Origin of the sequence: Psychromonas sp. MB-3u-54 (assembly GCF_002836415.1) — a bacterium.
GTDB lineage: Bacteria > Pseudomonadota > Gammaproteobacteria > Enterobacterales > Psychromonadaceae > Psychromonas.
In genome coordinates, this window is record NZ_PJBP01000085.1 from 47,002 (window position 1) to 60,359 (window position 13,358).

Annotated in this window: 11 protein-coding genes; 3 read left to right on the plus strand and 8 right to left on the minus strand. The window is 42.5% G+C overall.

Features of this window, described 5'->3' with window-relative positions:
* Positions 1-173 precede the first annotated feature (173 nt).
* From CXF72_RS01250 to CXF72_RS01270, 5 genes are all read right to left on the minus strand, one after another.
* Positions 174-545, minus strand: a complete 372-nt coding sequence (locus CXF72_RS01250) for a hypothetical protein (protein ID WP_101036186.1) — start codon at positions 543-545, stop codon at positions 174-176.
* Between the two features lie 463 nt (positions 546-1,008).
* Positions 1,009-1,284, minus strand: a complete 276-nt coding sequence (locus CXF72_RS01255) for a hypothetical protein (protein ID WP_101036187.1) — start codon at positions 1,282-1,284, stop codon at positions 1,009-1,011.
* Positions 1,285-1,771: 487 nt separating this feature from the next.
* The gene (locus CXF72_RS01260; RefSeq protein ID WP_101036189.1) at positions 1,772-2,224 is read right to left on the minus strand and encodes a hypothetical protein; all 453 of its coding nucleotides are present in this window, start codon (positions 2,222-2,224) and stop codon (positions 1,772-1,774) included.
* Positions 2,225-2,233: 9 nt separating this feature from the next.
* On the minus strand, positions 2,234-2,458 hold the full coding sequence (locus CXF72_RS01265) for a peptidase M6 (RefSeq protein ID WP_101036191.1): 225 nt from the start codon (positions 2,456-2,458) through the stop codon (positions 2,234-2,236).
* Positions 2,459-2,468: 10 nt separating this feature from the next.
* A complete protein-coding gene (locus CXF72_RS01270) occupies positions 2,469-4,010 on the minus strand; it encodes a M6 family metalloprotease domain-containing protein (protein WP_101036194.1) in 1,542 nt (513 codons plus the stop codon).
* A 614-nt stretch (positions 4,011-4,624) separates the two neighbouring features.
* On the opposite strand from CXF72_RS01270, the gene CXF72_RS01275 reads away from it, so the two are divergent.
* On the plus strand, positions 4,625-6,898 hold the full coding sequence (locus CXF72_RS01275) for a CehA/McbA family metallohydrolase (RefSeq protein WP_101036195.1): 2,274 nt from the start codon (positions 4,625-4,627) through the stop codon (positions 6,896-6,898).
* Positions 6,899-7,157: 259 nt separating this feature from the next.
* Here CXF72_RS01275 and katG read toward each other — a convergent pair whose 3' ends face one another.
* Positions 7,158-9,332 carry a catalase/peroxidase HPI gene (gene katG, locus CXF72_RS01280; RefSeq protein ID WP_101036196.1) on the minus strand — a complete coding sequence of 725 codons (2,175 nt, stop codon included), beginning with the start codon at positions 9,330-9,332 and terminating at the stop codon, positions 7,158-7,160.
* Between the two features lie 767 nt (positions 9,333-10,099).
* Positions 10,100-10,501, minus strand: a complete 402-nt coding sequence (locus CXF72_RS01285) for a c-type cytochrome (protein ID WP_101036197.1) — start codon at positions 10,499-10,501, stop codon at positions 10,100-10,102.
* Positions 10,502-11,224: 723 nt separating this feature from the next.
* On the opposite strand from CXF72_RS01285, the gene CXF72_RS01290 reads away from it, so the two are divergent.
* Together CXF72_RS01290 and CXF72_RS01295 are read left to right on the plus strand one after the other, a co-directional pair.
* On the plus strand, positions 11,225-11,623 hold the full coding sequence (locus CXF72_RS01290; protein WP_157823166.1) for a copper resistance CopC family protein: 399 nt from the start codon (positions 11,225-11,227) through the stop codon (positions 11,621-11,623).
* An 11-nt stretch (positions 11,624-11,634) separates the two neighbouring features.
* The gene (locus CXF72_RS01295; RefSeq protein WP_101036201.1) at positions 11,635-12,528 is read left to right on the plus strand and encodes a copper resistance D family protein; all 894 of its coding nucleotides are present in this window, start codon (positions 11,635-11,637) and stop codon (positions 12,526-12,528) included.
* Between the two features lie 51 nt (positions 12,529-12,579).
* Here the strand turns inward: CXF72_RS01295 and CXF72_RS01300 are convergent, their stop codons facing one another.
* On the minus strand, positions 12,580-12,852 hold the full coding sequence (locus CXF72_RS01300) for a hypothetical protein (protein ID WP_101036202.1): 273 nt from the start codon (positions 12,850-12,852) through the stop codon (positions 12,580-12,582).
* Positions 12,853-13,358 lie beyond the last annotated feature (506 nt).

Sequence of the window (13,358 nt, forward strand, 5' to 3'; positions counted from 1 at the left end):
ATGCTCTTTGCAAACTGGGTGTCTAACGCATCAATATTTTCATTACAGTGATTTTGAAAAGATTCCGGTGAAGTTACTGTGATATGACAGATTTGAATAATTTCATAGTGCTCACTTTGATTTATAACAGGTTCCGGTTAAGGGCTTCCTAGTGAGCGTAGCGAACGACTTCGTTAGGTGTCTTTAACTTCGATCCATGGCGCTAGTTTTCTCTCTAAATTACCAAAAATCTTAAAGTGACGGCGATGAAATTTAAGATCGGTTCTTGCTTTTTGTAGCCGCTCAGCAAGTAGGGCTGCACATGTGTTCTTTATTTCTATTTCTAAGCTGTCTGATTCAATACTTTCACCTAATAGGTGACAAACGGCCATAAACGGAGCCATGCTATCTTTTCGGAAGTATGCATGCTTACGCAGCAAATTGAGCTGTTCCATATTTGATGGCAGTTGGCATATAGTTTTTGTAAAATCCTGATCTCGGTGCTGAGCTAATAGCTCTGCCTGCACTTTCGAGATAAAAAATCTAAGCTTTAATGCTTCAAACATGAATGCTCCTGATGGGTACCTTGCTAGGCTGTAGATATTTTCATTTCCAGTCTTTGGGCTTGAAAATTACGGTAATTCATATTTATTTGATATTCAATGAATTGTTTTATTTTCAATAATAGACTGATTAAATTGAGTTATAGATCTATTTATTAAGCTTTTTCGGCAGAAGTAATTAGTTATTTAATTGACTATTACATTTCACTCCGGGCGAATAATAACCAGCAGATCACAGACTATTAGTGTAGTTGAGTTCATTTTTATAAAGCGTATGGGGTCAACTAGTGTTAGCTTTCAAGTCGCAAAAGAGGACCTTAGATATTCTGACTGTCATATGCTTTAGATTAATCAATTCCCTTTGATTTATTTTAATTAAATAATAATATTGAGGGGATATCTGGAAATCATTAGGTAATATCATGAGCCCAATTATTCATGTTCACACCTCCGTCTCTTGAAGCGGTTATTCGTCAATTTTTAATAATTGATATTGACCATGGTGTGGGCCGCCTATATATTCGACCTTTGCCTTAATGCGACTTCCGACGATCACGTGTTTAGTGTCTTGAAAGGTAAAACAAGTTATTTCCTGATCTTTTTCAGAAAAACAGGGCCCGTAAATGCACTCAACTTCTTCTATTTTTAGCTGCATTTCCGTCTTGCCATTAGCTTGTTTTTCTAACCGAATCACCCGGCCAACCAAGATTGATTCATTGGGTGCAGCACTTACGTTTGCCATAGATATTCCCGATAATGTAAAAAAAAGACATAGGCCTATAATCCAGCCTCGATATAACGGATTGACTTCAAGATCCAGGGTGAAAATAATCATATTGTTTTAAACAGCAGCAATATTAAATATCGATCATTTCGAGCATATTTATTCATCTTTTTCCAAAGTCGCTTTAATAGGATTTCAATTTTAGAACGCAACAAACCGCTTTAATAGGATCTCGTAATACCTACGAACTTTGCTGCTACGTAATTACTCATGCTGCTTTTAACGCTGCTGAAAAGGGTGATTTTCATCTTTTTTGGCGAGTAGGCCGCCTGCTTTATTCATTCATCAGACTTGTTTTCTACGTGTTTCTCCATGACTTTTGTCTTTGGAAAATTTTCGGGCTCTAGAGCGGTAGCTGCAGAGCCCGATAATTAAAACTGCCTTTCAGACAAGGACGTTATAGCCCCCAGCGGAGAAGGTAATCCATCTACTGCGTTATATAACCTCAACTTTTGGGCGCAGGAGCATCATCAAAGCTGTCCGATGAGCTTATCTCTGCTAAGTCAGGACTGGGGACTTCGGCATGTCCTATTTGCGACATGCCATCACCCTCCGGTTCAGGATCATCATTAAAGTTGCCCGATGAGTTTACCTCGGCCATATTAGGGCTTGGGGCTTCGCCATATCCCATTTGTGAAATGTCAGCACTTTCTGGTTCAGGAGCTGCATCAAAGCTATCCGATGAGCTTATCTCTGTCATATCAGGGCTTGGAGCTTCGCCATATCCTATTTTTGGAATGTCAGCACCTTCCGGTGCAGGAGCCCCATCAAAGTTATCCGATGAGCTTATCTCTGTCATATCAGGACTTGGAGTATCTACTTCAGCCGCTTGCTCAATGCTTAAACCTCCAGCACTTCCGCCGGTTTCATTTATATTAATATTGATGGTTTGTGCCATTACAATCTCCTAGTTAAGGTAAAGGATAGTAATTTGGCTGGTGCTATCCTCAATCGTTCCAGAAACTGTTTTGCCACTGGCTTTGGCGGCATTCAGCATCATAAATAGATTAGTAGAACCATCATTAGTGCTTGTTTTTATTTTTCTCCAGCCAATCGTGGCGAGATAACCCCAGCAATTTTGAGAATTAGGTGATGCGAAAGTACGTGTTACAGCCTTGTTTGAAAAATTCATTTGATCTCTCCTAGTTCATATAAGCGATATAAATTTTACTGCTATCAATTTGCACTGAAACTTTCCTGTTGAATGCTTGTGCATAGACCAGCAATATAAATACATTGGTAACACCATCGGTTGATAGACCGTCTATTTTACGCCAGCCGGAACCGGCAATGTATGCCCAGGCATTTTTGCTGTGGTAAGTCGCATAGGTTTTGCTAACGGTCACATTATTCTTCCAAACCTTAGCCGTAGCACCACCAACATTGACATTAGCTGTCACGTTGTCACCGGACTTAGTGATATTGGTTACCGCTATCTTGGAGTCTGCGCCAGCGTAACTTTTGCTGCTTGGCGAAGTACTATTAGTGAATGAATTGTTAGCAGTGCTAGGGTAAGCATCACCAACATTTCCGCTATTAATGTTTAAGTTTAGCTCCCTCAGTCCATCACATTGTTCTATGTCTACCAGATAATGGTTCTCGTCGGTGTTATTGATTTTATTGTCATCAATATGCTCAATAATCAGTCCTTCACCGGGCAAATGCAGATCAAAGCCGCGCTTTTTTCGGTTACTGAGCAAAAAATACTCTTTACTGCCTGCACTACCAATAGGCAATTTATAAGCTTGGGCATGATCTGCATAAGGTTGCAGATTGATCGCCTGATCGGCAGAAAAAATAACCGTTGGCGTGATCCAGCCCGCTTTTTCTTTACACCAGGCAGTAGGGTGAGCAGGGGTCTCGCCATTATTATTCCAGCTACCTCCGGCCATGAGATCCCAGCGTCCGGTACCTCGACTGGAGTAGTCAGTATCATATAAGTCAGGCCACCCCATTAGCAGATGCCCAAGCTCGTGTGCCATTACGCCTACTTTGCCATTCTCCGGTGCCATGAAATAACGATCAACGATCACCCCATCGACCGACTTTGGCGCTATGCTCCATTTATGTGACCAGAAGTCACTCTTGTTACCAGATTGCTCGCCACCGATGCCGGCGCAGATAATTACTAACGACTCAACTTTCCCATCGCCGGAATTGTCATAATTGGCAAAGTTGACGTGGGATGCCGCTAAGTCAATGACGTCCTCAACCAGTTTTTGTGCGTTTTTCGGGTAGCTGCCGAAGCCAAAGTCATTATTGGTATAATAACTTTTTGTCTTGGGTGCACGAAACCAATCTTTAGTTGCGCCGCTGCCTGCTACTTCACCTTGTACATCCAGGTTGTTATAGGAAACCTCGCGGTAGTAATCCCGCATACTTTTTTTACCTAATGAAAACATGAGATCATTAAAGTGACTTTTTGGTTCGATGGCTTTTTTGTCAGAGAAGTCCACTAATAAAACCAGCGCTTTACGCACGCCTTTTACAGAAGCAGACTCTAGCGAATTGTTGTGTGAACGGGTTTTTGCCGGACGCCCGGTGATCAAGGTAAATGTTCGCATGTCGAGTAAATCGACCTGATCTACACCAAGAAGACTTCCCTTTAGGAATGCACGCTTAGACTCGTCTATTTTGTTGTGCAGATCCGGAGAGGGGGGCATTATGCATAAGTCATTACACATAGTGATATATCCTTATCAATCAAAATCAACCAATAACTTTTATTAAAATCAGGCATTAAAATCGTTACAGCCTACAAGTAACTTTTTGTAATACACTTTTTTAAAGAAGTCGCCATTATATTGAAAGGGCTTATAAGCTAACAGCTTACAGACGGCACTGTGCACAAAAACACATGCCACCTATTTAAATTAATCAGCACAACATCTACTTCTCGTGTGAAATAATCTTTACTGTGACGCTTTTTCTGCCAAAAACTTAATCAATATTTAATCAACTATAGTTCAATTAATTGTTAATGAAAAAAATTAAATACAGTGGTATTCACAAAAAACTATGATCTTAATTCAATGCCGAGCACTTACGCATTTTTTAATAACACTTGAATGATCATGCACTTCTTGGATTATTTCGCCCCAAACCAACGTTGAAATTTGAAAACATGTATGCTGTTCGGCTCAGCGTGTTAATTTCAAATTTGCAAATTTTATATATTTCATTAAAAATCAAGAACTTGGCTTTTTTGCACTTGTGTTAAAGACACGGTAGCCTGCTTTTTTCGAAACACTCATGTAAATAAAAAGCAGGCTACCGTGTCTGCGTAAGGTAAACAGTAATGATAAAGTCATTTCGTAAAACCCTGCTTGTTAGTGCCGTTATATTAGCTTCTGGTTTGGCTACCACGACGCAAAGTCATGCAGCGGTCAGTATTATTCAAGGCAAGACTATTATCCCCGCCGGTAACGCAACTTCTGATCAAGACTTAACCGTCAGGAATGACAAGTTAGCCTTTTCGTTAGCGATCGGTTCCGCGCCTCCTTGGGGTGTAGCGCGCGGTTGTATTGTTGATATTGCGAATGTTAAAAAAGATGGATCCTTAAGCAATGATCGTGTCGCCTTTGCAGATTTTATTCCGAATAACTGGTCAAGCTGGCCGAACACTTATCAAAACGTTGAGATAATTAAAGACAGTAAGGATGAGGCGATAGTTAAGGTTACCCGTGATTTTGGTAAGGTTATTATTAGTACTGTTTATAGCCTGGCATCCGATTCTGATCTCATTCATGTTAAAACCACCATGACCAACGAAGGTGAAGCAGTCGCTGATATGTTATCCGGTTATACATTGTGGCCGGATGGTGGTTATAAGTTTGCCGTGCCGGGTTATGCGGGTAAAGATGAAGCGCTGCTTGATAATCCTATCGCAGACCGTTTTGTTGGCTATGACGCTGATTGGGCAATTGCATTGCATGCGCCGTATATGACAGAACTGAAATACAAATCTCGGGATCTATATACAAAACATAGCCTGAAAAAGTCACAATCAATGACCTTTGAAGGTGACTATCAGGTACTGGCCAGCGGCGACCTTTCACCGGTGGTGAAGGCTGAGATTGAGCGTAAAAATCTGCAGGCCGGAACATTGACGGGCAGCGTAAAAACTAAAAATGGTCAATCTGTCGATCAGCCAGCGGTAGTCGTGCTTAAAGATGATGTGCCGTACATTTGGGTAATAGGTAAGAATGGTCAGTATAATTTTGATCTGCCCGTGGGAGATTACCAGGTATATGCAGCGGGTAAAGGTTATTCAGACAGTACAAAGCATAATATCAGTATCAAAAATAATGAGTCACAAACGCTTTCATTTGCTGATCTTCTGGTTCCGGGTAAAGTTAATATTCAGGTAACGGATGCGCAAACAAGGTCTGCATTAGACGCTAAAATTCAGATTGAAAAGGGTAATAAACCGCTGATTGAATTTTTTGGCGCGAAAACATTCTTCACCGGGTTAGACAGTGTCGGTCAGGCCAAATTTACATTGGCTCCCGGCGATTATCAGCTTAAAGTTTCTGCGGGTGATAATTTTTTAGCTAAACCTGTATTGCTTGATGCCAGCATTGTGCCCAATAAAACAACTAATCTGACCAGCGCAATCCCGGTCAGTACCTATCCAACGCAACAAGGCTGGTACGCGGGTGATCTGCATCATCATGCCGATGTGTTGGAAGGGTCGACATCACCTGAGTATCTGGTACGTTCACAGCTGGCAGCGGGTCTTAGTGTTACTTTTGTGAGTGACCATGACTCAACAAAAAACAATGCGGCTATTAAAGCGCTATCGGATAAGCGTGGTGTACCCTTTATTCCATCGATAGAAATCTCAGCATCGTGGGGGCATTTTAATGTCTTCCCTGTTGAGGTTGGTGCGCAGTTATCGGTGGATCCCGGTGTGGATGATATCCACAGCATTATTAAAGATGCCCGCTTTATGGGTGCAACTGCAGTCGCTTCTAACCATCCCTATATTCCTTATGGTTATCTGAGCAGCCTGGAAAAAAATACGGCACCCGGCGGCTTTAATCCAAGCATTGATCTGATCGAGATAAATGCGGTAGTGGACTATAAAAAAGCGATTAATAAAGCACGTCAGCTATGGTCTGAAGGTTTACCTTATTACTATACTGCCGGTTCTGACACCCATGATGTCTGGAATCAAACAACCGGTCTTAACCGTATGTTTGTCTATACAGGAAGTAAACCAAACGCTAAAGCATTTGCTCAGGCAATGAAAAATGGCCGCGCTTATGTGTCCTTTGGTCCTGTCATATACCCACAAGACGTTATGTTTGGCGACACCCTAAAGCTGGCTAAAAATCAGCCGCAATCAATCGATTTTGATCTGCTGTCGGTCAATGGGCTTAAGTCGGTGCAGTTAATCGGCAATGAGGGTGTGATCAGTGAGCAGACGTTATCGGGCGAGAAGGCATCGGTCGTATTTGATCTTCCACAAAAATCAGGCTGGGTAAGTTTAGTCGTAGAAGATAAGCAAGAACAGAAAGCTTTCTCAAATCCAATATGGCTAAAAACCGTCGATAAAGCACAATTCTGATGGTTCAGCTGCATTCGAATAGTTTTAAAGCGCGCTAAAGAGAGAATTGAAGTATTCTGAACAGGATAAAAAACGGGGTTTATGTGCGAACATAACCCCGTTTTTCGATCTTTTTAGCCTGTTTAAGGCGATTATTATATTAACTACTAACGGTTTTCCCTTTTTTTTAGCAGAGCAGATGTGCAGCGTCCAGATCTGTCCCGCTATTTGCCGATCCTACGGCGCAGCGATCAGCCTCATAGGAATTAGTGCTCAAAAATCAGAGCAGATCGAAACGATCAGCGTTCATCACCTTAGTCCATGCAGTTACAAAGTCTCGCACAAACTTTTCCTTGTTGTCATCCTGTGCATACACTTCGGCATAGGCGCGCAGAATCGAATTCGAACCAAAGACTAAATCAACCCGTGTTGCCGTCCATTTGACCTTATCTGTTTTACGGTCGCGGATTTCATAGAGATTATTGTCGGTCGGTTTCCAGGTGTAATTCATGTCCGTCAGGTTGACGAAGAAGTCGTTGGTCAGTGCTCCTTCATGCTCGGTCAATACACCGTGTTTAGTGCCTCCGTGGTTGGTAGCAATCACCCGCATTCCGCCAATGAGTACCGTCATCTCATGAGCGGTTAGGCCCATTAATTGCGTACGGTCAAGCATCAGCTCTTCAGCGCTAACAATGTAGTCCTGCTTGAGCCAGTTGCGATAGGCGTCATGTAGGGGCTCTAGTACGTCAAAAGAATCTTCATCGGTTACTTCAGTGGTTGCATCTCCGCGTCCCGAGGAGAAGGGTACCGTCACATTAAAGCCAGCGGCTTTTGCTGCCTGCTCAACACCGACGTTACCTGCCAGCACAATCATATCAGCGACACTTACCTCACTTTCGGCCGCAATCTTTTCAAGCACCGTCAGCACTTTACCGAGACGCGCAGGCTCGTTACCTTGCCAGTCTTTTTGCGGAGCAAGGCGAATACGTGCGCCATTGGCACCACCGCGTTTGTCGGAACCACGGAAGGTTCTGGCACTGTCCCATGCCGTAGATACCATTTCACTTATGCTCAGACTACTGGCTGCTATTTTATCTTTCACCGCCTGAATATCATAATCAGTGCTTCCTGCGGGCACCGGATCCTGCCAGATCAATTCTTCTTGCGGCACATCGGGACCGAGATAACGGACTTTTGGCCCCATATCACGGTGGGTCAGTTTAAACCATGCGCGGGCGAAAACTTCGGAGAAATATTCAAAGTCATTGTAGAAACGCTCTGATATTTTTCTATATTCAGGATCCATCTTCATCGCCATGTCGGCATCGGTCATGATTGGATTGTTGCTAATCGAGGCGTCTTCAACATCGACGGGCCTGTCTTCTTCCTTAATGTTGATAGGTTCCCATTGCCATGCACCGGCGGGGCTCTTTTTCAGTTCCCACTCATAATTTAGTAACAATTGAAAGTAACCGTTGTCCCACTGGGTAGGATTTGTTGTCCATGCGCCTTCAATGCCACTGGATACAGTATCGCGGCCAATGCCGCGTTTGGTCTTATTTAACCAGCCAAAGCCCTGATCCTCAATAGCCGCACCTTCAGGCTCCGAACCAAGTAGCGCGGCATCACCATTGCCATGACATTTGCCCACCGTGTGACCACCTGCGGTCAGCGCGACGGTTTCCTCATCGTTCATCGCCATTCTCTCAAAGGTGACTCGAATATCATTCGCGGTCTTAAGCGGATCGGGATTACCGTCCACACCTTCGGGGTTAACGTAAATCAATCCCATCATCACCGCGGCCAGCGGGTTCTCCAGATCACGCTCACCGGAATAGCGGCTGCCTTCGCTGCCGCTGGGCGCAAGCCACTCTTTTTCCGCACCCCAGTAGGTGTCCTTTTCCGGATGCCAGATATCTTCACGCCCAAAGGCAAAACCAAAGGTTTTTAAGCCCATCGATTCATAAGCGATAGTACCCGCATAGGCAATCAAATCGGCCCAGCTGAGCTTATTGCCGTATTTTTTCTTGATTGGCCAGAGCAGGCGTCGTGCCTTATCAAGATTGACGTTGTCCGGCCAGGAGTTGATTGGCGCAAAGCGCTGGTTGCCGGTGCCGGCACCCCCTCGTCCATCGGCGATACGATAGGTTCCCGCCGCGTGCCAGGACATGCGGATCATAAGACCACCGTAGTGCCCCCAGTCCGCCAGCCACCAGTCCTGGCTCTCGGTCATGAGTGCGTGCATATCTTTCTTGAGCGCGGTGATATCAAGCTTTTTGACCATTGTCCGATAGTTAAAGTCCGGTCCCATGGGATTGGTCTTGCTATCCTGTTGATGCAGAATGTCGAGGTTCAGTGCCTTCGGCCACCATGCCACGTTCGACATGCTGCTCTCGGTTGCACCGCCGTGCATAACGGGACATTTACCGCCAGTGTTTGTCGCATTTTTGTTCATATTCATTTTCCTCTGGTGAGATGACATACATGAATCTTAATTAACAGCACAACATAATCACCCAAAGTAAGCACTTTAGATGACACCCCATTTTTTCAAAACATGCTTTGGTAGCAATCTACAAGTATGCTAATTTTTGGTGCCTCAATTTGAAAATACTCTAATGATAACGTTGCCGGCCATGTCGTTTATTAAATCCTTTGTACAACCAGTGTAAACGCAGCTGCTGAATTTCGCCGTTTTGCCAAAAAAATAGGCAATAAAACATTAAGCACAGGTAGCCAAAAAGGAAGTTATCTCAACGGGCAGTGCAGAACAAAATTAATCAGAATATTTATCAATTATACAAATGATTACCGATCACCCTGTTTCACTTTTTTGGCTCTATACAGAACTTTATACGTTAGTCGTGCGCTTACGGATCTCTACGGAGGGCTATTTTATAGTATTTAACGCTATGATAATTAGGGGGCTTTAGGTTGATAACCTTTCATTTTTTTAAAACATGGACTGATAAGTTGATTTTAGAGAATCAAAAGTGGAAGTTTTTCTTCGACGTGCCTCAAATCGGGAAAACTCAAGCTATCGCCACGCTTGAGTTTTCCCGATAGCCAAGTTAAGTTAGTCGCTTATTTTTAGTGTGTAACGCTTAGGAGGCGTTAGCGACTTAGCTTTCCAGATCGTAAATAGGCGCAAACTGATTTTGAATGAATTAAACCTAAACCTGATTCTTCGATTCAAGGCAAGGGAATAATACAGCGCGGTTTCTACATATTATGGACTTTCTTTACTATGCCATTTTGCTTCTGAACCTCTCGAATGAAAGATACAATTCCGGCCATGTCTGAGAATCCAATCTCAGGTTGTGCCGGCATATTTCCGTATGGCCAATGGTGTTGCTGAACACCCTTAGTTACCGCTCTGGAAAAAGCGCCATTACCATGGTGACCAGGGTTATAAATATCATGAATTAACGGTGGCCCTGCGTGTGTTCCTTCACCGTCGATGCCGTGGCAGGCGCCACAGTTTTGATTGAAAATCGTCTGACCTGCTGCCGCACGCGGTGACAATTCCCCTACTTTTACATCAACATGACCCTTAAAATGATCAGCCCATAGCGGTGAAGCACTCAAGGTGGAGATAAGCGCTAATAAAACAACTTTGTTCATGATTTTTCCCTATCTTTTGATTATTGAATGTCAGTCAAAGCGAATCTTTCGTTAATTAAATTTTTTGAACGGCAGGCGTCTGCGCCGTCGTTTATTAATTTAGCACTGTTGATTCTTCAATGGTGTTCACTCGTCACACCTTATGTCATAACGCTCCAAGTTAAAAGTGATACAAAGGCAGCAATCACATAATACCCCAAAAATACCGTACTGCTCGTGAATTTGGCACATTAGGGCTATATCAAAAAGAAAAAGTGCAGATCAAGCGCTTATAAAATCAGGAGAAAAAAGCCGAATTCCTATTCTAATGACGAAAATTTCGAGGGTCTTTACAATGTTGCCACTGCGGTTTGAGGAGTGAAAAAAGGGCGCCTATGTTAATATATATCAGCGCAGGACTGCTCGATGCTATGGTCTTAACGCTTTTAGTCGTCGTTCCAGTGATTGCTATGTGCCGTAATTTATTGAAATATTGTTAATACAGACATAAAGAAAGCATCCGTCGTCAACATAACGCGCGAAATGTTAATAGTGTGTTTTATTATGTTACAGTCATGCCTTTAACATGACTCATTTTTGGTCAATGAGGTCTTTATCTGAGCGTTTAGGATTAACGGCTGGGAAAATTTTGGCAACAGCTGCTATGCAGGAGGCAAAAAATACTCAGCTACAATGGATTGTACGATGATGAATTTTTTTAACTTAAAGAGCAATGGAATAAAAATGAAAATATTTAAAATGATAGCCATATTAAGTTTTCTTGTCGTCAGTAATTTGGCGATAGCCCATTCACATCTGAAAAATTCATTTCCTAAAGAGGGTGAGCAGTTAAATCAATCTCCTGAAGATTTTACCCTTGAATTTACTGCACAAGTTAAACTGGTCAGATTGCAGCTGACAGATCAATCAGGGAATTCAATTAAACTTAACGCTAAACCAAGCAAAGACTTTAAAGCTGCATTTAGTATCGCATTGCCTGTACTTGAGACGGGTAGTTATAAGGTTAAGTGGCTGGCGATGGGAAAAGATGCTCATAAACTGCAAGGAGACATTTCCTTCAAGGTTAAGGACGCCGGTATGGCAACAACACCTGCTATTTCAGATGCTGACAATGAGACTTAGTTAGGGTGCCTATGATGGAAATTACTCTTTGGGATTATAGCAATATAATATCCAAGTGGTTGATATATAATGGGATAGCCGCAGCGATTGGCGGCCCTTTTATTGCCGCTTTAATAAATACCAGCGTTAATAAAAAGTCGCTTCTTAATTATATTGCCATAGGCAGTGTGTTAGGTTTTGCCGCGGTCATTATAAACTTTTTTATTCAGGTTGGAGCCTTTTCTGAAACTGGCTTATCAGGTATGTTTGATACTGGATTGATAAGCTTTCTTTGGCAAAGTACGGTGGGTGATTCTGTTTTATGGCGTTTGCTCGCCTTTAGCATTTTAGGCTTTGCATTATTGTGGGACAATCTTAATGCAAAATACGGAACCTTTAGCTTCAAAGATGCAACTTTCACCTTTTTATATGTGGCGGCTATTGTTAGCTTTGCATATTCATTTACCTTTATAGGCCACAGTGCCGTGACAGGTGGCGTCGCAAAGTGGTTGCTGGCTTTTCATATTATCACTGTGTCTTGGTGGGTAGGTGCACTATACCCTTTATGGCTTAGTTGCAAATTATTGCAGCCACCTGCGCTGTATAAGTTGATGTGCTTATTTGGTCAAATTGCGATGTTTATGGTGGGCATTTTAATCGCTTGTGGCATAGGTTTGTTATATTTATTTTTAGCAAATCCACTGGCGTTATTGACCACAACTTATGGTCTGGCCATGCTCCTAAAACTGATTTTTGTCGGTAGTATTTTGTTAATTGCCGCTTACCATAAATTTCGACTTGTAGAAGAAATACAACAAGAAACAGGTATCAAAAAACTACAAAAATCAATAAAGAATGAAATGTTAATGGCAGTGGTGATCTTAGCTGTTACCGCTGTGTTATCGTCGATTTTAGGGCCCGAATAGCTTCAATGTCGAGCGGCAGTAAAACTAAAGATTGTCCCGGCTAGTGCCGAATTAACTTTTCAGGTTGTAAAGGGGCACAAACCGATTTTTAATGAGTGGGAAAAACCTTATGATTAAGCTTATGGCTTGGCTAATCTTACCGGAGTGAGGGACTTTAGGCAGTAGATAGACCCTTGCTGCTGCATCTTCAGAAACATCGGTACACAGTTTAATATCGCTGTGGTTAATAACGTCGCCGTTAGCGGCAGACGCGCAACCCATGAACTTGCTGCCGGTGCCCATGCAAGCCGTCATCGGTTGTTTAAATTCTTTTGATGCTTCCACTAACTTGATCTGAATGGAGTTCGGCTTATAACCTTGATTTAGCGTTTTTAAGCAGCAGTCTTGCTCTGCATTAAAAGCTTACCTTCTTGTTTAAACCTGTCTTTTCACCTGTTTTGGTGCTTAAATTTTTCACAAAAAATTGTCGTTTAAAATAATAAACGAACATTGGTTAAACCTTCCCATATGGGGTCATGCGCATTTCACTGCTTGAGGAACACGGCTTCCTCTCGAGAACATATTAAGGCGGTATTCAAAGATATCCGTCTTAACTTATCTCTCATCCTCGCTAAGCGCTTCGGTTAACTTAGCTTTACAAGTCTGCTCCTTTAGGGGCGGTGTAGTTGATTATTAATATTGTTTTGACTTCTATTTCTAACCCCAAAAATATTCTTTACTTACCCGGTAAGTATACCATACTCATTATAAGGCCCTTTAGGTTATATAGGCTCTATAGGGCATTACTTAAAAACAAGACTATTCATATTTTATTCAAAATAAAATAATGG